This is a genomic window from Quadrisphaera setariae (genome assembly GCF_008041935.1).
Taxonomy (GTDB): Bacteria; Actinomycetota; Actinomycetes; order Actinomycetales; family Quadrisphaeraceae; genus Quadrisphaera; species Quadrisphaera setariae.
Genome location: NZ_VKAC01000001.1, coordinates 23,174 through 45,439 on the forward strand (window position 1 = coordinate 23,174; position 22,266 = coordinate 45,439).

Annotated in this window: 26 protein-coding genes; 16 read left to right on the top strand and 10 right to left on the bottom strand. The window is 75.5% G+C overall.

All coding sequences use genetic code 11. The annotated features are described in order from the left end of the window. Positions 1-12 precede the first annotated feature (12 nt). Together resB and ccsB are read left to right on the top strand one after the other, a co-directional pair. Positions 13-1,695 (top strand): cytochrome c biogenesis protein ResB, encoded by a 1,683-nt coding sequence (gene resB, locus FMM08_RS00130; RefSeq protein ID WP_147924349.1) that lies wholly within the window; start codon positions 13-15, stop codon positions 1,693-1,695. Continuing rightward, positions 1,692-2,711 (top strand): c-type cytochrome biogenesis protein CcsB, encoded by a 1,020-nt coding sequence (gene ccsB, locus FMM08_RS00135; protein ID WP_222710239.1) that lies wholly within the window; start codon positions 1,692-1,694, stop codon positions 2,709-2,711. Before resB ends, ccsB begins: the two co-directional genes overlap by 4 nt. A 101-nt stretch (positions 2,712-2,812) precedes the next feature. Here ccsB and FMM08_RS00140 read toward each other — a convergent pair whose 3' ends face one another. Continuing rightward, the gene (locus FMM08_RS00140; RefSeq protein WP_147924801.1) at positions 2,813-3,094 is read right to left on the bottom strand and encodes a PLD nuclease N-terminal domain-containing protein; all 282 of its coding nucleotides are present in this window, start codon (positions 3,092-3,094) and stop codon (positions 2,813-2,815) included. 45 nt (positions 3,095-3,139) lie between these two features. Between FMM08_RS00140 and FMM08_RS00145 the strand changes: the two genes are divergently transcribed. Beyond that, positions 3,140-3,454, top strand: coding sequence for a DUF4229 domain-containing protein (locus FMM08_RS00145; protein ID WP_187279439.1), 315 nt, complete (start codon positions 3,140-3,142; stop codon positions 3,452-3,454). Positions 3,455-3,488: 34 nt separating this feature from the next. Here FMM08_RS00145 and FMM08_RS00150 read toward each other — a convergent pair whose 3' ends face one another. From FMM08_RS00150 to FMM08_RS00160, 3 genes are all read right to left on the bottom strand, one after another. Next, positions 3,489-4,379, bottom strand: a complete 891-nt coding sequence (locus FMM08_RS00150) for a 1,4-dihydroxy-2-naphthoate polyprenyltransferase (RefSeq protein WP_147924351.1) — start codon at positions 4,377-4,379, stop codon at positions 3,489-3,491. Between the two features lie 115 nt (positions 4,380-4,494). Further along, on the bottom strand, positions 4,495-5,280 hold the full coding sequence (locus FMM08_RS00155; protein ID WP_147924352.1) for a class I SAM-dependent methyltransferase: 786 nt from the start codon (positions 5,278-5,280) through the stop codon (positions 4,495-4,497). A gap of 65 nt (positions 5,281-5,345) precedes the next feature. Next, complete coding sequence (locus FMM08_RS00160; protein WP_147924353.1) at positions 5,346-6,182, bottom strand: class I SAM-dependent methyltransferase; 837 nt, start codon at positions 6,180-6,182, stop codon at positions 5,346-5,348. 29 nt (positions 6,183-6,211) lie between these two features. On the opposite strand from FMM08_RS00160, the gene FMM08_RS00165 reads away from it, so the two are divergent. Beyond that, on the top strand, positions 6,212-6,508 hold the full coding sequence (locus FMM08_RS00165; RefSeq protein WP_147924354.1) for a hypothetical protein: 297 nt from the start codon (positions 6,212-6,214) through the stop codon (positions 6,506-6,508). A gap of 159 nt (positions 6,509-6,667) precedes the next feature. Here FMM08_RS00165 and menE read toward each other — a convergent pair whose 3' ends face one another. Further along, a complete protein-coding gene (gene menE / locus FMM08_RS00170) occupies positions 6,668-7,894 on the bottom strand; it encodes an o-succinylbenzoate--CoA ligase (RefSeq protein WP_255471892.1) in 1,227 nt (408 codons plus the stop codon). Between the two features lie 44 nt (positions 7,895-7,938). Between menE and FMM08_RS00175 the strand changes: the two genes are divergently transcribed. Next, complete coding sequence (locus FMM08_RS00175; protein WP_222710241.1) at positions 7,939-8,907, top strand: EamA family transporter; 969 nt, start codon at positions 7,939-7,941, stop codon at positions 8,905-8,907. Here FMM08_RS00175 and FMM08_RS00180 read toward each other — a convergent pair. Beyond that, complete coding sequence (locus tag FMM08_RS00180) at positions 8,872-9,840, bottom strand: exopolyphosphatase (RefSeq protein ID WP_147924355.1); 969 nt, start codon at positions 9,838-9,840, stop codon at positions 8,872-8,874. The genes FMM08_RS00175 and FMM08_RS00180 overlap by 36 nt on opposite strands. A 108-nt stretch (positions 9,841-9,948) precedes the next feature. Between FMM08_RS00180 and FMM08_RS00185 the strand changes: the two genes are divergently transcribed. The 4 genes from FMM08_RS00185 (at position 9,949) to FMM08_RS00200 (ending at position 13,699) form a co-directional block, all read left to right on the top strand. Continuing rightward, entirely contained in the window at positions 9,949-10,230 is a 282-nt protein-coding gene (locus FMM08_RS00185) for a DUF6343 family protein (protein ID WP_147924356.1), read from the top strand. A 34-nt stretch (positions 10,231-10,264) separates the two neighbouring features. Continuing rightward, positions 10,265-10,777 (top strand): DnaJ family domain-containing protein, encoded by a 513-nt coding sequence (locus FMM08_RS23915; protein WP_147924357.1) that lies wholly within the window; start codon positions 10,265-10,267, stop codon positions 10,775-10,777. Between the two features lie 37 nt (positions 10,778-10,814). After that, positions 10,815-11,846, top strand: a complete 1,032-nt coding sequence (locus tag FMM08_RS00195; RefSeq protein WP_187279440.1) for a LacI family DNA-binding transcriptional regulator — start codon at positions 10,815-10,817, stop codon at positions 11,844-11,846. 101 nt (positions 11,847-11,947) lie between these two features. Then, positions 11,948-13,699 (top strand): glycoside hydrolase family 13 protein, encoded by a 1,752-nt coding sequence (locus tag FMM08_RS00200; protein WP_147924359.1) that lies wholly within the window; start codon positions 11,948-11,950, stop codon positions 13,697-13,699. Between the two features lie 75 nt (positions 13,700-13,774). Here FMM08_RS00200 and FMM08_RS00205 read toward each other — a convergent pair whose 3' ends face one another. Further along, positions 13,775-14,197 (bottom strand): VOC family protein, encoded by a 423-nt coding sequence (locus FMM08_RS00205; protein ID WP_147924360.1) that lies wholly within the window; start codon positions 14,195-14,197, stop codon positions 13,775-13,777. A gap of 158 nt (positions 14,198-14,355) precedes the next feature. On the opposite strand from FMM08_RS00205, the gene FMM08_RS00210 reads away from it, so the two are divergent. The 3 genes from FMM08_RS00210 to FMM08_RS22770 are packed head-to-tail and all read left to right on the top strand — an operon-like array spanning position 14,356 to position 15,713. Next, on the top strand, positions 14,356-15,261 hold the full coding sequence (locus FMM08_RS00210; protein ID WP_147924361.1) for a class II glutamine amidotransferase: 906 nt from the start codon (positions 14,356-14,358) through the stop codon (positions 15,259-15,261). A gap of 3 nt (positions 15,262-15,264) precedes the next feature. Further along, positions 15,265-15,567: a hypothetical protein gene (locus tag FMM08_RS00215; protein ID WP_147924362.1), complete on the top strand. Its 303-nt coding sequence runs from the start codon at positions 15,265-15,267 to the stop codon at positions 15,565-15,567. After that, positions 15,564-15,713, top strand: coding sequence for a hypothetical protein (locus FMM08_RS22770; protein ID WP_187279441.1), 150 nt, complete (start codon positions 15,564-15,566; stop codon positions 15,711-15,713). The genes FMM08_RS00215 and FMM08_RS22770 overlap by 4 nt, the downstream gene beginning before the upstream one ends. Positions 15,714-15,801: 88 nt before the next feature. On the opposite strand, the gene FMM08_RS00220 is transcribed toward FMM08_RS22770, so the two are convergent. After that, positions 15,802-17,505, bottom strand: coding sequence for an MDR family MFS transporter (locus tag FMM08_RS00220; RefSeq protein ID WP_147924804.1), 1,704 nt, complete (start codon positions 17,503-17,505; stop codon positions 15,802-15,804). Between the two features lie 77 nt (positions 17,506-17,582). Next, a complete protein-coding gene (locus FMM08_RS00225) occupies positions 17,583-18,053 on the bottom strand; it encodes a MarR family winged helix-turn-helix transcriptional regulator (protein WP_147924363.1) in 471 nt (156 codons plus the stop codon). 174 nt (positions 18,054-18,227) lie between these two features. On the opposite strand from FMM08_RS00225, the gene FMM08_RS00230 reads away from it, so the two are divergent. Genes FMM08_RS00230 through FMM08_RS00245 form a run of 4 tightly spaced genes read left to right on the top strand, consistent with a single transcriptional unit; the run spans position 18,228 to position 21,446 of the window. Continuing rightward, positions 18,228-18,632 (top strand): TOBE domain-containing protein, encoded by a 405-nt coding sequence (locus FMM08_RS00230; RefSeq protein ID WP_255471894.1) that lies wholly within the window; start codon positions 18,228-18,230, stop codon positions 18,630-18,632. Beyond that, entirely contained in the window at positions 18,629-19,441 is an 813-nt protein-coding gene (gene modA, locus FMM08_RS00235; protein ID WP_187279442.1) for a molybdate ABC transporter substrate-binding protein, read from the top strand. The genes FMM08_RS00230 and modA overlap by 4 nt, the downstream gene beginning before the upstream one ends. Further along, complete coding sequence (locus FMM08_RS00240) at positions 19,438-20,262, top strand: ABC transporter permease (RefSeq protein ID WP_439653540.1); 825 nt, start codon at positions 19,438-19,440, stop codon at positions 20,260-20,262. The genes modA and FMM08_RS00240 overlap by 4 nt, the downstream gene beginning before the upstream one ends. Continuing rightward, positions 20,259-21,446: a sulfate/molybdate ABC transporter ATP-binding protein gene (locus tag FMM08_RS00245; protein ID WP_222710242.1), complete on the top strand. Its 1,188-nt coding sequence runs from the start codon at positions 20,259-20,261 to the stop codon at positions 21,444-21,446. Before FMM08_RS00240 ends, FMM08_RS00245 begins: the two co-directional genes overlap by 4 nt. Before the next feature lie 13 nt (positions 21,447-21,459). Here FMM08_RS00245 and FMM08_RS00250 read toward each other — a convergent pair whose 3' ends face one another. Then, positions 21,460-22,236, bottom strand: coding sequence for an NAD-dependent epimerase/dehydratase family protein (locus FMM08_RS00250; RefSeq protein ID WP_147924366.1), 777 nt, complete (start codon positions 22,234-22,236; stop codon positions 21,460-21,462). Positions 22,237-22,266 lie beyond the last annotated feature (30 nt).

Here is a 22,266-nt window from a genome sequence, read left to right on the forward strand (position 1 = left end):
GGGAGCACACGCATGACGACCGTCGAGGAGCGGCGCACCGACGCCGAGCCGCCGGCCCCCGAGGGCCGGCCCGTCGGGCTCGGCCTGGTCGGGTGGGTCCGCTGGACGTGGCGCCAGCTGACGAGCATGCGCACGGCGCTGCTGCTGCTGATGCTGCTCGCCGTCCTCGCGGTGCCCGGCTCCCTGTTCCCGCAGCGCAACATCGACCAGGTCGCGGTCGCCCAGTACTACCAGGACCACCCCGACCTCGCGCCGTGGCTCAACCGCGTCAGCCTCTTCGACGTCTACTCCTCGCCGTGGTTCTCCGCCGTCTACCTGCTGCTGTTCATCAGCCTGGTCGGCTGCGTGCTGCCGCGCACCAAGGTGCACCTGGCCAACCTGCGCCAGGCGCCGCCGCGCACCCCGGCCCGCCTGTCACGGCTTCCCGAGCACCGCGCCGTCCCGGTGGACGCCGCTCCGGGCGACGTGCTGCGCGTGGCCCAGGAGGTGCTGCGCGCGCGTCGCTACCGCACGGCGGACTTCTCCGACGACCGCCGCGGCCCGTCGCTGGCCGGGCAGCGCGGAGAGCTGCGGGAGACCGGCAACCTGCTCTTCCACCTGGCCCTCGTCGGAGTGCTCATCGCCATCGCCGTCGGCGGGCTGTGGGGCTACCGCGCGCAGGTGATCGTCGAGCAGGGCGACGCCTACGCCAACTCGCAGGCCGCCTACGACAGCTGGGACCCGGGCGCCCTGGTCGACGGGAACTCCCTGCCGCCGTTCGCCTTCACCCTCGACGCGTTGCACGTGGCCTTCGACAGGGACTCCACCGGCAACCAGTTCGGCGCGCCGCGCAGCTTCTCCGCCGACGTCACCGTGACCGACGCCCCGGGAGACCCGGCGCGCAAGGAGCAGATCAAGGTCAACGAGCCGCTGCGGGCGGGCGGTGCGTCGGTCTACCTGGCGGGCAACGGCTACGCCCCGGTGATCACGGTGCGCGACGCCGCGGGGAACGTCGTCTTCGACCAGGGCACCCCCTTCCTCGTTCAGGACGCCAACTACACGTCCACCGGCGTGGTGAAGATCCCCGCCGCAGGGACCTACGGCGACCTGGGGCTGCAGGGCCTCTTCCTGCCGACGGCCTCGCCGAACTCGGACGGGGTGCCGGTCTCGACCTTCCCCGACCTCGAGAACCCCGAGCTGCTGCTCTTCGCCTACACGGGGGACCTCGGCATCAACGACGGCGTGCCGCAGAACGTGTACGAGCTCGACACCTCGCGCATGCAGCGCGTCACCAGCCCCGACGGGCAGCCGCTGCGCTTCGCCATGAAGCCCGGGGAGACCTACCAGCTGCCGAACGGCCTCGGGTCGGTGACGTTCGACCGCGTCGAGCGCTACGCCGGCTTCACCGTCCGGCACGACCCGGCCCGCGCCGCCGCGCTCGTCTTCTCCCTGCTGGCCATCGTCGGCCTCACCGCGTCGCTCTTCGTGCCGCGTCGCCGGTTGTGGGTCCGCGCGGCGTCGGCCAGCGGTGGGACGCTGCTCGAGGTCGGCGCGCTGGCCCGCAGCGAGGACCACGGCCTGGCCACCGAGGCCGACGCCGTGCTCGCCGCCGTGCTCGCGCGGCTGCCCGCCGCGCCGTCGGGAGGCGCCTCTCCGGACGACACCGCCACAGACACCGACAAGACCCAGCCACCCCCGCGACAGGAGGAGCCGTGAGCGTCGACGAGTCGCTGGCCTCGGCCAGCAACGCCCTCGTCTACTCGGCCATGGCCGTGTACACCCTGGCCCTCGGCGCCAGCGCCATGGACCTCGCCGCCCTCGGCGAGCGTGCCAGCGCGCGGATGCGCAAGAAGCAGCAGGGCAAGGGCCAGCAGCTGAGCGCCAGGAGCGCCGGCGGTGTGGGGACCGCGACCGTGGTCCGCACCTCGGCCTCCGAGGAGCCGGTCTCGCTCGCCGAGGACGGCGCGCCCCGCAAGGCCGCGGGCATCGCCACCTCGCTGACCGTGCTGGCGCTGCTGCTGCACGTCGGCGGGGTGGTCACGCGCGGGCTCTCGGCGCACCGGGCGCCCTGGGGCAACATGTACGAGTTCTCGGTGACGGGCACCTCCGTCGTCGTCCTCGTCTACCTGCTGGTCCTGACGCGGCGCGACGTGCGCTGGCTGTCCACCTTCGTGCTGGCGCCGGTGCTGCTGAGCCTGGGCCTCGCCGTCGCCGTCCTCTACACCGACTCCGCGCCGCTGGTGCCGGCGCTGCAGAGCTACTGGCTGATCATCCACGTGTCGGTGGCGTTCGTGAGCTCGGCGCTGTTCGTGCTGGCGTTCTCCACCACCGTGCTCCAGCTGGTGCAGGAGCGCCGCGAGGCGCAGCGGGCCGCCGGCAGCACCCCCGGCGCCGGCCGCTTCATGGAGGCCCTGCCCACCGCGGCGGACCTGGAGAAGCTGTCCTACCGGCTCATCGCCATCTCGTTCCCGCTGTGGGCGTTCACGCTGGTGGCCGGCGCCATCTGGGCCGAGGTCGCCTGGGGCCGGTACTGGAACTGGGACCCCAAGGAGGTGTGGACCTTCATCATCTGGGTGGTCTACGCCGCCTACCTCCACGCCCGCGCGACGGGTGGCTGGAACGGGCGCCGCGCGGCGTACCTGTCGATGGCCGGCTTCGCCTGCCTGATGATCAACTACGGCGTGGTCAACGTCTTCTTCCCCGGCAACCACTCCTACGCCGGGATCGGCTGACCGCCCCTGGCGCAGGAGCCGCCAGCGTGAGCGAAGAGCCCCGGGACCCAGCAGGGTCCCGGGGCTCTTCGCGTGAGGAGGGCTCGGTGGGGAGCAGGGGCTCAGACGTCGCCGCGGTGCTTGCGGTCGAGCGAGCGCAGGAAGTCCTCGTCGTCGTCGGGTCCCTTGGGGGCGGCGCCACGAGGGGCGCTGACCGGCGGGGCCGGGCGGTCCCCGTGGGTGCGGCCGGCGAGCAGCCAGGCCAGCGGCCCCACGACGGGGAGGAGGACGATGACCGCCACCCACACCGCCACGGGCAGCCCGCGCACCTGGGCCCCGGTGGTGCGCAGGCAGTCGACCAGCGCGTAGATCCCCAGCACGAGAGCCACGAGGGCGACCAGCATCGGCACCTGACGATGGTAAGCACGTCGTCCACCTACGCTCGTGCTGTGTCTCCCTTCATCCGCTACGCGCTCATGCGGATCCTGCTGTTCTTCCTCGTGGCCCTCCTGGGGTACGCCGCGGGCATGCGGGAGCTGCTGCTCGTGGTCTTCGCCCTCGTGGTCTCCGCGCTGCTGTCCTACCTCGTGCTCGGTGGTCCCCGCCGCGCGCTGGTGGAGCGGCTGGAGCAGCGCACCGCCCAGCGCCGCGAGAAGGTCGCCGCTCGTGACGCCGAGCGGCAGCGCTCGGGGCGCGTCTCCGCTGCTGAGCGCGACGCGGCCGCCGAGGACGCCGACGACGACGCCCAGCGCGAGTCCCTCTGACGCCGGCGCGGCGTTCACCGGCGCCGCGCCGGCGTCAGAGCAGCGGCGTGAGCGCCAGACCGAGGCCCAGCAGCAGCGCGTAGACCAGCTCCAGCCGGCCGGTGGCGCCCAGCACGGGCACCAGGGCGCGTCCGGCGGCGCCGCGCAGCACCGTCCGGGCGGCTCCGACGGCCAGCGGGACTGTGACGAGCGCCACCAGCGCCAGCGGAGCCCGCGGCGCTGTGAGCGCCGGCACGGCGAGGAGCGCGTAGGGCACCACGAGCAGCGCGGCGTACAGGGTGCGCGTGCGCGGCTCGCCCAGGCGCACCGCGAGGGTGCGCTTGCCGGCCACCGCGTCGGTGGGCACGTCGCGCAGGTTGTTGGCCACGAGGATCGCGCAGGCCAGCGACCCGACGGCCACGGCCCCGGCCCAGCTGGCCGCGCTCAGCGAGCCGGTCTGCGTGTAGGTGGTGCCCAGGGTGGCCACCAGCCCGAAGAAGAGGAAGACGAACACCTCGCCGAGCCCCGCGTAGCCGTAGGGGCGCGGCCCCCCGGTGTAGGTCCAGGCGGCGACGACGGCGAGGGCGCCGACCACCAGCAGCCACCACGCCCCCGACAGGGCGACGAGCGCCACGCCCGCGACCCCCGCGAGGGCGAAGGAGAGCAGCGCTGCCCGCAGCACGGCCTTCGGGGCGGCGACCCCGGACGCGGTGAGCCGCAGCGGCCCCACGCGGTCCTTGTCGGTGCCGCGGACGCCGTCGGAGTAGTCGTTGGAGTAGTTGACGCCCACCTGCAGCGCGAGGGCCACGAGCGCGGCCAGCAGGGCTCGCACGGGATGCGCGGAGCCGACCAGTGCTGCGGCTCCGGTGCCGACCAGCACGGGCGCCAGCGCTGCGGGGAGGGTCCTCGGACGCGCACCGGCCACCCACTGACCCGCGCTCGCCACCTGAGGACTGTAGGTGCCCGACCGCCCCTGACCGCGGTCGGGGTGGACGCCCTCGGCGGTGACCATCACGCGAGTCGGCGCCACTACCGGGCCAGGGGTCGGCGTGCCACGGGGGTCAGGGACGGCGGGCTCGCCAGCAGGTGGTCGTGTACGGCACGGGGATGCGCTCCAGACCGGCGGTCTCGGGGTGGGTGGCGAGCAGGTCGCGCACGCCGTCCAGCACCCGCTGCCGCTCCTCGGGTGCCGCGGTGAGCACGTAGCTGCGGCTGGCGGCGAGCCCCACGACGTCCTCCGGGGAGAGCTCGTGCGTCCATCGACCGGTGGTGTGCTGCTCGGCGTCGACCAGCGGCGCGCCGATCTGCGGGTCGGCGGCGCGCGCTGCCATGTGGGGGGCTGGGGCGAGCAGGTCGCCGAGGGCGGCCACCCAGGGCACGGTCTCGTCCCGCCGGTTCCACAGCAGCCCCAGCCGGCCGCCCGGGGCGAGCGCCCGGCCCACCTCGGCGCTGGCGGGCGCGGGGTCCACCCAGTGCCACGCCTGTCCCAGCACCACGAGGTCGACGGCGGCGTCAGGGAGGGGCAGATGCTCCGCGGTGCCCACGAAGGTGGGGACGCCGGGGACGTCCACGTGCAGCTGCGCGAGCATCTGCGGGTCGGGGTCGACCGCCACCACCTCCAGCCCGCGTTCGACGAGCCGGACCGTCAGCGCCCCGGCGCCCGCGCCGACGTCGGCGGCGCGCAGCCTGCGCTCCCCGAACCCGCCGGCGAGGCCGTCGAGCAGGAAGTCCAGCGCCTCGGCCGGGTAGGTGGGGCGGACCGCGGCGTACCCGGCCGCAGCCGCCCCGAAGGAGCGGGCGCGCTCGGGGAGGGGGGCGTCGTCGTCGTGAGGGTTCTGGGTGCTCACCCCTCCAGCCTGCCCCGCCGCGTGAGGCGGGTGCGAGTCACCCCTGCCCCCTCGTGGGGGACCGGTCAGGCGAGGCGGCCGGCCACGAGGAGGTGGGAGCCTGCGCCCAGCAAGGACGGTTCGCGCTCGGTGGTGGCCAGCAGGGCGAGCAGTCGCTCACCGGCCACAGGATCGTCCAGCACCGCGTCGACGTCGGGAGCCCAGGCCGCCAGTCCCTCCACGGCCACGGGACCGTCCACCGAGAAGCCGGCATCCGCCACCTCGGCGGCCAGGTCCTCCGGCCGGTGCAGGTAGGCGGCGGTGAACCAGTCGCGGCGGTGCTCGACGTGGCGGTGCTCCCCGGTCGCCACGTCGTGCAAGACCTCCTCGGCCACGAAGTCGTCGCGCAGGCGCGCCCGGTGCACCGCATCGGAGGCGGAGCCCCACCGGCTGATCGCCGCCGCCACCACCAGGCCGCCGGGGCGCAGCACGCGACGGGCCTCGCGCAGCGCCAGCAGCCTGTCGGGTCGGGCTGTCAGGTGGTAGAGCGGACCCAGCAGCAGCACGGCGTCGGCACAGCGGTCGGTCAGCGGCAGTGACCTCGCGTCGGCCGCGGTGACCGACGCCAGTGGCGAGGCGGCTGCCGCGCTCGCGTCCCGCGCCTGCCGCAGGTGCCTTGGCACCGGGTCGAGCAGGTGCACCTCGTACCCCTGCTCGGCCAGCGGTACCGCGTAGGCCCCGGCGGCGCCCCCGACGTCGACGACGACGGCGGGTGCCGGCGGAAGCCACTGCTGCAGCAGTCTGCGCGTGCGCAACCCCTCGAGGCGTCCCTGGCCGCGCGTCAGCCGTCCTGCCTCGTCGTAGCTCTCGTAGTGCTCGACCACGTGCGGCAGGGGGTCAGCAGGAGCCGTGGGCTCGTCCATCTCGCAACGCTAGGGCTGCACCCCGGAGGGTGTCATCGCCCTTCTTCTCCTGGACGACCGACGGTCAGTCACGGGACCTGCCCTTCCACGGCCGCGTGCTCATCCGGGACGAGGTCACCGACGACGCTCTGGTGAACGCGTTCGCCGCGATCCTGCGCGATCGCGGCGTCGAGCCCCCCGGCGCCGGTGGCGGTCTTCCTCGTGGCGGCGTGACGGAGCTCGTCGACGACGCCGTCCGCGCGGGTCGCCCGGACGCCGGGGCGCTGGCCTCGGTGGCGACCCAGGTGGCCCGCCGCAGCGTCGGGCTAGGAGCAGAGACGCCGTGACCCCGCGCTGTGCGCGCGGTCACGGAAGGGACGTCTTCAGCCACGACGCCGCGCTGAGGTGAGTGATCGCGACAGGGTCTGGCGCTCAGGTGCTCGATCGCCGTGGTGAGGGGGCCCGAGGTGGCGCGCAGGTGCTTGACCGTGGGGGAGGGGGAGGAGTCAGGACGGGGTGGCGAGCAGGCGGACGGCGAGGGCGGCGGCAGCCCGGCGGTCGGGCTTGCCGATGCCCCGCACCGGCACCGCTTCCACGACCAGCAGGTCGCGCGGCGCCGAGGCCGCCCCGAGGCGCTCGCGGACGGCGCCGCGCACGGCGTCCAGCGAGGGGACCGCGCTGCCGGCGGCGGGCACCACCAGCGCCACCACCCGCTGCCCCCACTCCGGGTCGGGCACGCCCACCACCAGCACGTCGGCGACGCCGGGCAGCTCGGCGACCACCCGCTCCACGGCCAGCGGCGCGACCTTGCGGCCCCCCGTCACGACGACGTCGTCGAGGCGGCCCAGCACCGACAGGCGCCCCGCCGCGTCGACGCGGCCGAGGTCGCTGGTCGCGTACCAGCGCCGCTCGTCGCGCTCCACGAACGCCTCGGCGGTCAGGTCCGGGCGGCCGCGGTAGCCGGTGGCGAGCACGGGACCGCTCAGCAGGACGCGGCCCTCGTCGTCGTCCTCATCACCCTGCCCGGTGGCCTCCAGGGCGACGGCGACGCCGTCGAGCGCCACCCCGTCGTAGACGCAGCCGCCGGAGGTCTCCGTGGACCCGTAGGTGCGCACCACGCGCACCCCCGCCCGCTCCGCGCGGGCGAGCAGGGGAGCGGGAGCCGCAGCGCCGCCCAGCAGCACGGCGTCCAGGCGCGCCAGCGCGTCCGCCGCCTCCGGCACCTCGAGGGCGCGGGCCAGCTGCGTCGGCACCAGGGAGGCGAAGTGCGGCGCGTCCGTGCCGTCCTCGAGGGCCGCGACAGCGCCGGGCAGCGCGGACGGGTCACCGGGCGGAGCGACGACGGGCCGCGTGCCCGCCACCGCGCTGCGCACGAGCACCTGCCAGGCGGCCACGTGCTCCAGCGGCAGCGCCAGCAGCCACCGGCCGTGGCCGCCCAGCCGCGCCGCGGTGGCGCGGGCGGAGGTCACCAGGGCGTCGGCGGACAGCTCCACGGCCTTCGCCTCGCCGGTGGAGCCGGATGTCGCCAGCACCAGCGCGGTCCCCTGCGCCAGCGTCAGGTCGGTGCGGGCTGCGGCCCGCAGGCGGTCTGCGGCGGCAGAGTCGGCGGGCAGCGGCAGCAGCGCCGGGCCTGCACCCTCGAGGGCGGCTCGCAGCGCGTCGAGCAGCTCCCGCACCCGGTGGGCCTGCTCCGCCGGGGGCACGACCACCTCGCGCAGGTCCCGACCGTCCACGCGCCCACCGTAGGACGCCGTCGCGGGGGAGCCAGGATGGAGGCGTGGCCGCAGCACTGGACGACGCCGCGGCCGCCAGCGCCGAGCACCCCCGCGACCGCCGCGCCAGCGGCACCGCCCTGGCCCTGGGGGCCAGCGCTTCGGGACAGACGGGGGCGGCCGTGGGTGCCCTGGCCTTCGCCGACCTGGGCGTGCCGGGGGTCGTCGCGGTGCGCCAGGTGGTGGCCGCCCTGGCCCTCAACACCGTGGTCCGCTGGTCACCGCGGTCGCTGGACCGGCGGACCTGGGTGCTGGTGGCCTCCCTGGCCGCGGTGATGGGGCTGATGAACCTCACCATCTACCTGGCTGTCGACAGGATCGGCCTGGGACTGGCGGTCACCGTCGAGTTCCTCGGGCCGCTGGCCGTGGCCGTCGGCACCTCGCGGCGCGTCGTCGACGTCCTGGCCGCCGTCGCCGCAGCGGTCGGTGTGCTCGTGCTCGTCGCGCCCGGTCCCTCCAGCGACGTGGCGGGGATCCTCCTGGCGCTGGCGGCCGCAGCCGCGTGGGCCACGTACATCCTGCTCAGCCGGGCCTTGGGCGCCCGCCTGCCGGGCCTGCAGGGCGCGGCGGCCGCCGCGACGGTGCTGGCGGTGGCGTGGGCGCTGCCCGTGCTCGTCGTCGTCCTGCTGGCCCGCCCGCCGTGGCAGGCGCTCGCCCTGGCCGCCGTCTGCGGGGTGATGTCCTCGGCGCTGCCCTACCCGGCCGACATGGCCGCGCTCCGGCGCCTGCCCGCCTCCACGTACTCGACCCTGCTCAGCGTCAACCCGGTGTGGGCGTTCCTCGCGGGCGTGGTGCTCCTCGGCGAGCGCGTGAGCGCCCACGAGGTGGTGGGAGGGGCGCTGGTGGTGCTCGCCAACGCCGTCATCACGGCGCTGCCGGGGCGCCGGCCGGGCACGAGCCCCGCCGGAGCCCCGCTGGCGGGACCGTCAGCCAGACCCTCAGGCGGGGACGACGACGGCGGCGCGCGAGCCTGACAGCGAGGCCACCACGTCGGTGAGCACGCGCTCGGAGTCTGCGTGGGGCACCTGGCAGGTGCCGGCGGCCTCGTGGCCCCCGCCGCCGTGGCGCAGGGCCACCGCGCCGATGTCGGCGGTGGAGGTCCGGTCCAGGATCGAGCGGCCCATCGCCAGCACGGTGTTCTGCTGGCCGCGGCCCCACATGACGTGCACCGACACCCGCGCGGCAGGGAACAGCGCGTAGACCAGGAAGCGGTTGCCGGCGTGGATGACGTCCTCGCCGCGCAGGTCCACCACCACGACGTCCTCGTGCAGGGTGCTCACCCGCAGCAGCTGCGCCGCGAACTGCTCCGCCTGCGCCTCGTACAGCGCCACCCGCTCGGCGACGTCCGGCAGCGCCAGGACCTCCTCCGCGGAGGCGTGCTCGATGCACGAGTCGATCATCTGCATCATGAGCTCGTAGTTGGAGATGCGGAACTCCCGGAACCGGCCCAGGCCCGTGCGGGAGTCCATGAGGAAGTTCAGCAGCGCCCAGCCGGTGGGGCGGAGCACCTCCTCCAGGGAGTACTGCGCCGAGTCCGCCTGGTCCACAGCGGTCATGAGCGAGGCCGGCACCTGCGGGAACGCCTCCGCGCCCCCGAAGTGGTCGAAGACCACGCGCGCCGCCGACGGCGCGTGCTCCACGATGACGTGGGCCGCCGCGCCCGGAGCCGGGGTGCCGTTGCGCAGCGCCTCGCTGTGGTGGTGGTCGAAGACCGCGTGGGCGCGCGGGTCGTACGGGAGGTTGGTGAGCAGGTCGCGGCCGGTGATCTCCACGGCGCCGTCCTGCACGTCCTTGGGGTGGACGAACGTGATCTCGTCGATGAGGTCGAGGTGCTTCAGCAGGACGGCGCAGACCAGCCCGTCGAAGTCGGAGCGCGTGACGAGGCGGTGGCGGGCGACGTGCGGCATGCAGTCGGTGTCGGCACGCGGGGGCCGGACCATGAGCCCCCGGGTGTCGTCGCCGCAGGAGGCGCATGAGGTCTGCGTGCCCGCGGGAGCGAAGGGTATGGAGTGCGTGTGGCGGACAGGCGGGGGAGCGCCGGGCAGGGACCCGGGTGGTGGGGCCGGGGCGGCCCCTCGTGGAGCGAGCAGCACGGAGGGCCGCCGGTCCGCAGCGCGCTGACCCTGAGGCTGGCGCTCGCGGTGTTCGGCGTGCTCCTGTGGGGAGGCGCCTCGCTGTGGGTCGCCGTCGCCCGCGGTCCCGCGTGGCTCCTCTACCTCACGGCCTTCGTGGCGGTCGGCTTCGTCGTCGACCTCGTGGTGGTCGCCCGCCGCAAGCGCCGCGGTGAGCCGGGCTGAGGCGTCAAGCCGGGACCGGGGCGACCATGGAGGGGTGAGCCAGCGCAAGCCGCCCGGCGTCAGCCGGGAGACCTGGGTGGACCGGCAGGTCCGTGAGGCGGTCGAGCGCGGCGCCTTCGACGGGCTGTCGGCGGCCGGCAAGCCCCTCGACGACGCCGTCCTCGGCCAGACCGCGGGGGAGTGGGCGGTGGAGTGGGCCCGCCGCGAGGGCGCCGACATGACCGCCGCGCTGCCCCCGGCGCTGGCCCTGCGCCGCGAGCGCGAGGAGCTGGTGGAGGCCGTCCCCGGCAAGACCACCGAGGACGCCGTCCGCGCTGCGGTGGAGCAGTTCAACGAGCGCCTGGACGCCGCCTACCGCCGCCCGCAGGAGGTGCCGCCGGTGGCGCTGGCGTTCGTGGACCTCGACCGGCAGCTGGCGCGCTGGCGGGAGGCCCACCCGCTGGGTGCGGTCGAGCCGGAGGAGCACCTCGTGGAGGAGCCTGCCGCCCGTCGGCCGTGGTGGGCCCGCGGCCGCCCGCGCCGCCGTCGTCGTCCTGAGGGTCGCTGACCAGCCCGTCGGCGCAGCAACGGGCATCATCGAGGGCGTGAGCGCCCGGGTCACCCTGTCCGACGTCGCCGCGCGCGCCGGCGTCTCCCGGGCCACCGCGTCCCTCGTCCTGCGGGGTGAGGGGCGCGTCTCGGGCGCCACGCGCGAGCGCGTCCACGCCGCCATGGCCGAGCTCGGCTACGTGTACGACCGGGTGGCCGCGGCGATGCGCTCCCAGCACGCGCCGGTGGTGGGCGTGGTGGTCAGCGACATCACCAACCCGTTCTTCGCGCAGGCCCTCGTGGGCGTGCAGGCGGCGCTGCGCGAGGAGGGGTACCTGCCCCTGCTCGCGAACGCCGCCCACGACCTGGCGCAGCAGGCCGAGCTGCTGGGGCTGCTGCGCGAGCACCGCGTGGCCGGCCTGGTGCTGGCACCGGTGGCGGGCACGCCGGCGTCCCTGGTGGACGAGCTGCGCGACTGGCGCCTCGAGCACGTGCTGCTCACCCAGCCCGTCGACGGGGCCAGCACGTGGACGGTCGCCCCCGACGACAGGCTCGGGGGCCGGCTGGCCGCCGAGCACCTGCTCCAGGCCCACGGCTGTCGGCGGCTGCTGCTGGTGGGGGCCTCCCGCGACGTCGCCAGCGCCCGGCTGCGCGAGGCCGGCGTGCACGACGCCGTGGCGGGCGTGCCCGGGGCGGAGGTCGTGGGGGCGCTGGGTTGGCTCCAGGAGGACCCGACCGGGCTGCTCCTCGGTCGCGACGCGGTGGCGGGACCGCTGTCCCGCGCCGCCGAGGGCCGTGCCCCCGACGGCGCCGTCTGCTTCAGCGACGTCCACGCGACGGGTCTGCTGCGGGCGCTGCGGGAGGCGGGCCGGGCCGGCGCGCTGCCGGTGACCGGCTACGACGACATCCCCGCGGCCGCGCTGTACGAGCCGCCGCTCACCACCGTCTCCACGCACGGCGAGCAGCTGGGCCGCACCGCCGCGGAGGGGCTGGTGCGACGGCTGCGGGAGCCGTCCGCCGGCGCGGCTCCGCTGGAGCTCGCGGTGCCACCGCGGCTGGTCGTCCGCCAGTCGTGCGGATGCGCGTGACACGCGGTGGTGGATCGATCTAGCATCGCTGGCGCACCACCCGGCGTCACCCCAGCCACACCCCCCGGCCCCGCACACCCACGTCACTCCCGGAGCACTCCGTGACCCTCACGGCCCCCGCCACCGGCGCGCAGCGCGCCGCCTCCCGCCTCGCCACCCCCTGGTGGCGCGAGGCGGTCGTCTACCAGGTCTACATCCGCTCCTTCGCCGACGGCGACGGTGACGGCACCGGAGACGTCACCGGCCTGCGGGCGCGTCTGCCCCACCTGGCCTCCCTCGGCGTCGATGCGATCTGGATCAACCCCTGGTACCCCTCGCCCCTGGCCGACTCCGGCTACGACGTGGCCGACTACCGCGCCGTCGAGCCGCTGTTCGGAGACCTGGAGCAGGCCACCGCGATGATCGCCGAGGCGCACGGCCTCGGGCTGCGCGTCATCCTCGACGTCGTCCCGAACCACCTCTCCGACGAGCACGCGTGGTTCCAGGCGGCCCTCGCCAGCGCCCCCGGCTCCCCCGAGCGGGCGCGCTTCATCTTCCGCGACGGACGCGGCGAGACCGGCGAGCTGCCCCCCAACGACTGGACCAGCCACTTCGGCGGGCCCGCGTGGACGCGCGTGGTGGAGGCCGTCGGTGACGACGCCCACCCGGCCGGGCAGCCCGGCCAGTGGTACCTGCACCTGTTCAACACCAAGCAGCCCGACGTCGACTGGACCAGCGAGGACGTCCGCGCGGAGTACGACGACGTCCTGCGGTTCTGGTTCGACCGCGGCGTCGACGGGTTCCGCATCGACGTGGCCCACGGCCTCACCAAGCACGCCGACCTGCCCGACACCGGGGTGCTCGAGAACCCCCACCGACCCTTCGGCGCGGGCGACCACCCCTTCCTCGACCGCGACGACGTCCACGAGGTGTACCGCCGCTGGCGCGCCATCGCCGACTCCTACGACGACCCGAGGGTCTTCGTGGCCGAGGCGTGGACCGGCGACCCGGTGCGCCTGGGCCTGTACCTGCGCCCCGACGAGCTGCACACCGCGTTCAACTTCGACTTCCTCGTCTCGGCGTGGCGCGAGCCGGAGCTGCGCGACGTCATCGACAGGACGCTCGCCGCGCACCGCGCCGTCGGCGCCCCGCCCACCTGGGTGCTGAGCAACCACGACGTCTACCGCGAGGTCTCCCGCTACGCCCGCGAGCAGGACCGCCCGCAGCTGGGCGGCGAGGAGGACTTCGCCGGCCGCCCGGCCGACCTCGAGCTGGGCCTGCGCCGCGCCCGCGCGGCCGCGCTGCTCATGCTGGCGCTGCCCGGTGGCGCGTACGTCTACCAGGGCGCCGAGCTGGGCCTTCCCGAGGTCGAGGACCTGCCCGAGGAGTCCCTGCAGGACCCGGTGTGGTTCCAGTCCGGCGGCGAGCGCCGCGGTCGCGACGGCTGCCGCGTGCCGCTGCCGTGGTCGGGCGCCGAGGCGCCCTTCGGGTTCAGCGAGCGCGCCGACGGCGCGGCGCCCACCGGCGCGCCGTGGCTGCCGCAGCCCGCGTCCTTCGCGGGGCTGACCGCGGCCGACCAGGACGGTGACCCGACCTCGACGCTCGAGCTCTACCGCTCGGCGCTGTCGCTGCGGCGCTCGCTGGAGGCCCTCGGCGACGGTGCGATGGCGTGGGTCGAGAGCGCTGACGGGTCCCTCGACGGCGTGCTCGCCTTCACCCGCGACCCCGGCTTCGCCTGCTGGGTGAACCTGTCCGAGCGGCCGGTGACCCTGCCGTGCGGCGCCGAGGTGCTGCTGGCCAGCGACGACCTGGAGGACGCCGCCGACGGCGGCCTCCTGCTGCCCGTCGACACCGCCGTCTGGGTGCGCCGCTGACCCACCCCTGCCCCTGACCGTGATCATGGGCGGTCGGCCACCCGGGTGGCCGACCGCCCATGATCACGAGAGGGGTCAGGCGGGGGCGGTCACGCCGTCGGCGTTGACCATCCACGGGGTGCCCCAGCGGTCCTTGCACTGGCCGAACCACGCGCCCCACGGTGCCTTCGCCAGCGGCACGTCCTCGTGCCCCGTGGCGGCCAGGGCCCGGTACCAGCCCAGGAGCGTGTCGCCGTCGTCGCCGGTGAGCGCCACCGCGAAGCCCTTGACCTCGTCGAAGGGCATCGAGGTGGGGGTGTCGGAGCCCATGAGCACCATGCCGTTGGGCAGGTCCAGCTGGCCGTGCATGACCCAGCCGTCCTCCTCGCCGCCCATCGGCATGCCGCCCTCGGTGAAGGTCATCAGCGAGAGCTTCCCGCCCAGGACCGAGGCGTAGAACTCCATCGCCTCCCGGGCCGTGCCGCGGAAGTTGAGGTACGGGTTGAGCGTGTAGGACACATCTGCCTCCAGGTGCGGTGCGTGACGGCTGACGCCGCCGGACGCACCCCAGACCGTGGACCGCGCCCGGACTCATCGCAAGGCTCACCGTCGGCGCGGGGCGGTCGGGCCGTGTCGTTGTCACACGGACGTCACCGGGGGTGCCTACCGTGGTGGGCGTGTGCAGGCTCCTCGGTTTCGCCGCCCCTTCTCCGCGCTCCCTGGTGGAGGCGCTCGGCAGCGCCCAGGTGGCGGCCTTCCGCTCGATGGCCCGCCTCCACGACGACGGCTGGGGCGCGGCCTGGCTCGACGACGACGCCCTGCGCACCCGGCGGAGCCCGCGCGGCGGCTACGGGGACCCCGCGCTGGAGCAGCTCACGGACGGCCTGCGCGCGCGAGCGGGGCTGCTGCACCTGCGCCTGGCCAGCTCCGGCATGCCGGTGCAGCCCGAGAACACGCACCCCTTCGTGGGGCGCGTCGAGGGTCTGGGGGACGTCGCCCTGGCCCACAACGGTGCCGTGAAGCCCGCCGTGCGCCTGGAGGAGCTGCTCGAGCCGGCGTCGCGGGCGGCGCTCGTCGGCGCCACCGACAGCGAGCGGTACGCGGCGCTCGTGCGCGAGCGCGCCGCCGCCACCGGGGACCTCGCGCAGGGCGCCGCCGCCGCGGCCGCGCAGCTGGCTCCCCTCTTCCCCTCCTCCAGCCTCAACGCCGTGCTGGTCTCCCCGCGCGAGCTCGTGGTGGTGCACGTCAGCGCCGGCGCCCGCATCCCCCACGAGGACTTCGACGCGAGCGGTCTCGCCGAGGAGGAGCTGCCCATCGGGCACCGCACCGGCTACTACCAGCTGTGGCGCCGCCGCGCCGAGGACGGCGCCGTCGTGGTCTCCTCCTCCGGCCTGCGCGTGGACGGCTGGGAGCCGCTCCCCGCCGACGTCGTCCTCCGGGTCGACCTGCGCACGCTCGAGGAGCAGCTGCTGCCGGTGCCCGTCACCCGCGGTGCGGACGCGTCGGTGGCCCCCGCTGCGCCGACGGTGCTCCCCGGAGCCCGCCACGAGTCGCCGCACGGCGCTGTTCGCGCCATGGTCTGAGGTGTGAGCACCCACGACGACGACGGCGGCACCGGCCAGGTGCAGCCCTCCGCGAACCCGGAGACCCTCTCGGCCATCGCCGACCGCAGCAACGGCACGGCCCGCGCCACCGGCGCCTCGGTGCCGCCGCCGGTGATGGACCAGCGCGGCGAGGGCAGCGCGGACGGCACGGCCGCCGGCGACCCGCTGGCCGGTGTGACGATCAGCGCCGAGGACGCCGAGCAGGCGGTCCCGGGGGACACCGGGCCGGAGCACCCCGGTGCCCGCCCGCACTCGTCCTACGACACCCCGGGCGGTGCCCGGTGAGCGAGCAGCCCGGGGCGGACCTGCCGGGCGCCCCCGACCACGAGCTCGAGGTCCTCGAGGACGACGAGACGGTCCCGCCGCGCCCCGAGGAGGAGCTCGCGGACGCGCTGCGCGCCGAGCCGTCGGACCCCGCCGACCCCCGCTGACCCGCCTCCGGCTCGACACGACCCGGAACGCGCAGGAGGCCCGCACCCCCGACGGGGGTGCGGGCCTCCTGCGCTGCGCCCCCGGGGGTCAGCGGTGGGCGTCCAGCGGGACGCGCCGGTCGGCGTGCCTGCCGAGGTGGTCGGCGTCACCGGTGACGGGCTCGACGGGCGCGGCGTGCTTGCCGTGGTGCGCGGCGTCGTCGTCCTGAGCGGTCCGGTCACCACCGGCGCTGCCCAGAGGGGCGGTGCCGAGCTGGGCCGTCGCGGTCTCGCCCTCGGCGGGCGCCGGGGCGGCGGCCGGACCGTTGGTGGTCCGCAGCGCGGTCTCCTTGAAGAAGAGCACGAACAGCAGCGACAGGAGGGCGAACGGGGCCGCCGTGAGGAAGATGTCGGCGATGCCGTCGCCGTAGGCGGCCTGCACGAGGGTGCGGACCGGCTGCGGGATCTGGGACAGCACCGGCACGCCACCGCTGCCGGCGGCGCCGAGCTGCGAGGGGTCGACGCCCGCCTCGGTGAGGCTGGACGTCAGGTACCCGGTCACGCGGTGGCCGAGCACCGCTCCCAGCACCGAGACGCCGATGGAGCCGCCGAGGGACCGGGTGAAGGCCACGAAGGAGCTGGCCGTTCCCATGTCCTGCGGCGCCGTGACGTTCTGCACCGCGAGCACGAGGTTCTGCATCATCATGCCGACGCCCAGGCCCACCAGCGCCATGTAGACGGCGACCACCCAGTAGTCGGTGTCCCAGGCGATGGTGCCCATGAGGCCGAGCCCCGCGGTGAGCAGCACGCCGCCGGTGACGATCCAGCGCTTCCAGCGGCCGGTGCGGGAGACCAGCTGCCCGATGACGGTGGAGGACAGGAACAGGCCGGCGATCATCGGCAGGGTGCGCAGGCCGGCGACCGTGGGCGAGTCGCCGCGGGCCAGCTGGAAGTACTGCGCCAGGAAGATCGTGGCGCCGAACATCGCGACGCCCACGAAGAGGCTGGCGACGGAGGCGAGCACGGTGGTCGAGGAGCGGAAGAGGTGCAGCGGGATGATCGCGTCCTTGACGCGGCGCTCCACGAGCACCAGCGCGACCAGCAGTGCGATGCCGCCGCCCACCAGGGCGAACGTCTGCCACGACACCCAGTCGAAGTTCTTGCCCGCCAGCGAGACCCAGATGAGCAGCGACGAGACGCCGGCCGCGAGCAGCGTGGCGCCCCAGTAGTCGATGTGCACCTCGCGCTTCACCACGGGCAGGTCGAGGGTCTTCTGGATGACGAAGAACGCCGCGACGGCGAAGGGGACGCCCACGAAGAACGTGTAGTGCCACGACAGGTGCTCGGTGATGACGCCGCCGATGAGGGGACCGCCGACGGTGGCCAGGGCGAACGTGGCGCCGAGGTAGCCGGAGTACCGGCCGCGCTCGCGCGGCGCGATCATCGTGGCCAGGACGATCTGCGCGAGCGCGGTGAGGCCGCCGGCGCCGAGGCCCTGGCCGACGCGGGCGGCGATGAGCATCGGGACGTTGACGGAGAGCCCGGCCACCACCGACGCGATGACGAAGATGACCAGCGAGCTCTGGACGAGCACCTTCTTGGAGAAGATGTCGGCGAGCTTGCCCCAGATGGGCGTGGACACGGTGGTGGCGAGCAGTGCCGCCACGACCACCCAGGTGTAGCCGGACTCGCCGCCGCCGAGCGCCGGCAGGATCACCGGGAGGGCGTTGGAGACGACGGTCGAGCTGAGGATGGCCACGAACATGCCCAGCAGGAGGCCCGAGAGCGCCTCGAGGATCTGCCGGTGGGTCATGTGGACCTGGGCGTCGCCACCGGCCGGTGCCGTCGGCGGGGATGCTGCTGCGGTGCTCGGGCGTGCTGCGGTGGTGGTCATGCGGTCCTCGCGGTGGTGGCGGTGGGGCGTGCGGTCTCGGGGTGGTGCTGCGGCGCTGCGCTGAGGTCGGCGGTGAGGCGGCCGATCAGCGCGGTGATCTCGGCCAGCTCGGCGTCGTCCCAGTCGACGAGGCGCTCGACGAGGCGGTCGACCATGCGGTGGCGCTCGTCGCGCAGCAGCGCCCTCCCGGCGTCCGTGACGGACAGCCGCTGCGAGCGGCCGTCGTCGGCGTCGGGGGTGGACTCCACCAGGCCGTCGCGCCGCAGGTGGGAGACCTGACGGCTGACGGTCGACAGGTCCAGGCCCATGAGCTCGGCGACCTCCGAGACGCGCACCGGCCCCGCCGCGGCGACCGCGGCGAGCGCGGACACCGGGGCGAGCCGCGTGTGGCCGACCACGGCGCGCTTGGAGCGCGCCAGCGCCGGGAAGGTGGCGATGAGCGCGGCGCAGGCGTGGGGACTGGCCACGGGACCTCCTCAAAGAAGTTTGCTGAAGCAACTGTATGTGTAGTGCTTGCAGCAGGCAACTTCATTCCCAGCAGAGTGGGGAACATGCGCCCAGGTCCACCACAGATCCAACGGGGTTCCGCATGTGCGGCTGGTGGGCGGCCCTCTGTCCGCATCTGCGGATACATTGGTCGGGTGCTCTACTCCGTCCGCGAGGCCGCCGCGCTCCTCGGCGTCAGCGACGACACGGTGCGCCGCTGGATCGAGTCCGGAGCGCTCACCGCGCGCTCAGGTCCGGCCGGCCGGGCCTCGGTGGACGGCGCGGAGCTGGCCGCCTTCGCCCGCGACCACGCCGGCCCCACCCCGGCCGACCCCTCGGGCGTCGCCAGGTCGGCCCGCAACCGCTTCGTGGGGCTCGTGACCTCCGTGGTCGCGGACGGCGTCATGGCCCAGGTCGAGATGCAGTGCGGGCCGCACCGCGTCACCTCGCTCATGAGCGCCGACGCCGCTCGCGAGCTGCACCTCGAGCCCGGTCGCACGGCCGTGGCGGTGGTCAAGGCGACCACCGTCATCGTCGAGACCCCCGGCGGCACCTCGTGAGGCGCGCCCAGCTCCTGGCCGCGGCCGTCGCGGGCGGCGCCGCCCTCCTGCTCGCCGGCTGCGCCTCCGGCACGCCGACCGGCTCGGCGTCGAGCACGACGACGAGCGCGGGGGCGGCGTCGTCCTCAGCACCCACGGGGACGCTCACCGTGTTCGCCGCCGCCTCGCTGAAGGGCACGTTCACCGAGATCGGGACGCAGTTCGAGGCGGAGCACCCCGGCGTGACGGTGGCGTTCAGCTTCGCCGGGTCGTCGGACCTCGTCACGCAGGTCCAGAACGGCGCCCCGGCAGACGTCTTCGCCTCCGCCGACCAGGCGAACATGACCAGGGTCGTCGACGCCGGCCTCACGGCGCAGCCGCCGGTGGCCTTCGCCACCAACGTGCTCACCATCGTCACGCCGCCGGGCAACCCGAAGGGCGTCGCCTCGTTCGCGGACCTCGCCGAGCCCGGCACCGCCGTGGTGGTCTGCGCCCCGCAGGTCCCGTGCGGCGCGGCCGCCGAGCGGGTCGAGAGGGCCACGGGGGTCGCGCTCGCGCCGGTGAGCGAGGAGAGCTCCGTCACCGACGTGCTCACCAAGGTCGAGTCCGGAGAGGCCGACGCCGGGCTCGTCTACGCCACCGACGCCCGCGGCGCGCAGGGGAAGGTCACGGACGTGCCCTTCCCCGAGAGCAGCGGTGTCGTCAACACCTACCCGGTCGCCCCGCTCACCGGCGCCGCCCAGCCGGAGCTGGCCGCGGAGTTCGCCCAGTACGTGGTCGGTGCGCAGGGGCGGGCCGTCCTGCGGGCCGCTGGGTTCGGGGCGCCCTGAGCCAGACCCGGCCGCGGCTCCGGCCCGGGGGCCGACCCCGGGCGCGGGTGGGTCTTCCGACCTGGGCGTTCGCCCCCGCGGCCCTCGGAGCGGCGTTCGTGGTGCTGCCGCTCGTCGCCGTCGTCACCAAGGTCGACTGGGCGGCCTTCCCGGCCCTGGTCACCTCCGAGGCGTCGCTGGCGGCGCTGCGGCTGTCCCTGCTGACGGCCACCTGCAGCACCGCCGTGTGCCTCCTCCTGGGCGTGCCCGTGGCGCTGGTGCTGGCGCGGTGCTCCTTCCCGGGGCTGCGGCTGCTGCGGTCCCTCGTGCTCGTCCCGCTGGTGCTGCCGCCCGTGGTCGGCGGCATCGCCCTGCTCTACACCTTCGGCCGGCAGGGACTGCTGGGCTCGTCGCTGGAGGTGCTCGGGCTGCGGATCGCGTTCTCCACGGCGGCGGTGGTCATCGCGCAGTCGTTCGTGGCGATGCCCTTCCTCGTGCTGTCGCTGGAGGGCGCCCTGCGGGCACGGGGGACCGGGTACGAGCAGGTGGCCGCGACGCTCGGCGCCTCCCCGTCCGCCGTGCTGGGCCGCGTCACGCTGCCACTGGTGCTGCCGGGTCTGGCGTCGGGGACGGTGCTCTCCTTTGCGCGCTCGCTGGGGGAGTTCGGCGCCACGCTGACCTTCGCCGGCAGCCTGCAGGGCGTCACCCGCACCCTGCCCCTGGAGGTCTACCTGCAGCGCGAGAGCGACGCACGCGCCGCCGTCGCGCTCTCCCTCGTGCTCGTCGTGGTGGCGGTGGTCGTCATCGTCGTGGCGCGCGGCCGCCGGGACGGGGGGCTGTGAGCGCCCCGGCCGCGGGGGCCGGCGGCGGGCTGCTGGTCGACGCCGTCGTCGCGGACCGCCGCGTCAGCGCACGGGTGCGCGTCCCCCCCGGCGAGGTGGTGGCGCTCCTGGGAGCCAACGGAGCCGGCAAGTCGACGCTGCTCGGCGTGGCCGCGGGCCTGCTGCGCCCCGACCGGGGGCGCGTGGAGCTGGACGGCCGGGTGCTGCTGTCGGTCGGTACGTCCGGTCCCGACGACACCTCCGCTGCAGCAGGCGCTCCCGGCGGGCCCGTCGACGTGCCACCCCACCGGCGGGGCGTCGCGCTGCTCGCCCAGGAGGCCCTGCTCTTCCCCCACCTGTCGGTGCTCGACAACGTCGCCTTCGGGCCCCGGGCCGCCGGAGCGGGCCGCCGCGCCGCCCGCCAGAGCGCACAGCGCTGGCTCGAGCGCGTCGACGTCGCGCACCTCGCCGACCGGCGTCCCGGCCAGCTGAGCGGCGGGCAGGCCCAGCGGGTGGCCGTGGCCCGGGCTCTCGCCGCTCAGCCCCGCGCGCTGCTGCTCGACGAGCCGATGGCGGCCCTGGACGTCGCCGCCGCGCCGGAGGTGCGGCAGCTGCTGCGCCGCGTGCTGTCAGCCCCTCCGACGGGTTCGGCGCCGCCGGTGCTCCTCGTGACCCACGACCCCCTCGACGCGCTCGCCCTCGCCGACCGCGCCGTGGTGCTGGACGCGGGCCGCGTGGTGGAGGAGGGGCCGGTCCGCGAGGTGCTCGCCCAGCCGCGCAGCGCCTTCGCCGCCCGCCTGGCGGGGCTGGACCTCCTCGCGGGCACGGCTGCCTCCGGCGGTCTGCTCACCGCGGCCGGGCACCCGGTCGCGGGTGTGCTCGACCCCGGGTGCCGTCCCGGCGAGCCCGCGGTGGCCGTGTTCTCGCCCGCCGCCGTGGCCGTGCACCGGGACCACCCCGCGCCGGGGGCCTCGAGCCCTCGCAACGCGCTGGCCGTGACGGTGACGGCCGTCGAGCCCCGCGGCGCGCTCGTGCGGGTGCGCGCCCGTCTGGAGGCGGGCGCGGCGGAAGCCCTCGAGGCGGGCCCGGTCCTCGCCGCCGACGTCACCGCCGCGTCCGCGGCCGACCTCGACCTCGTGCCGGGTGCGCGGGTGTGGTTCGCGGTGAAGGCGGCCGAGGTGGCCGTGCACGCGGCCCGTCGCTGACTCCGCTGACCGGTCAGGGGAGCGGCTCGCCGGCCCAGGCGTCGTCGAGGGGCCGGTAGCCGAGCACCCGCTGCGTGGTGGAGACGTCGGCCTTGCGGTAGCGCCCCGCCGATGTGCCGTTGACCACCACGAAGCCCGCCCCGTGTCCCACGGGCCCACCGTCGACCTCGCGCAGGTCCGACTCCACCGAGGCGCGCAGCAGCTCGGCGGCGTCGCGCACCGACAGCCACGCCGCCAGCTCGCGCGGGGTCGTCCCCGGCCACGGTGGGCGCTGCTCGTTGAAGTACCCGATCCGCAGGGCCACCACGGAGGTGCCGCTCGTGGCCGCCACCCACGAGCCCACCAGCTCGGCCCAGCCCTTGGTGGCGCCGTAGAGGTTCGCCGGTCGCGGCGGGTCCTCGCTGCGGACCTGGTGCTCGGCGACGGGCGCCGAGACCGCCTGCAGGCTGCTGCACACCACGAGCCGCCCCACTCCGGCGGCCACGGCCGCTGCGGCGACGGCGTGCGTCCCGATGACGTTGGCGGGCAGCAGCTGCTCCCACGTCGCCGCGGGATCGGGCACGCCGGCCAGGTGGATGACGGCGTCAGCGCCCTCGAAGGCCGCGGCGCACGCGGCCTCGTCGGTGACGTCCAGCGCCTCCACGGCCAGCCCGCTGCCGGGCAGCTGGCCGGCGCGCAGGTCCGTCAGCCGCAGCCGCCAGCCGGCGGGCAGCAGGGGAGCCGCCGACCTCCCGATGCGACCGGCGGCACCGGTGACGACGACGAGGGGAGCACCGCTGGCGGAAGGCACGTGCCGACGCTACCGACGGCCGCACACTGG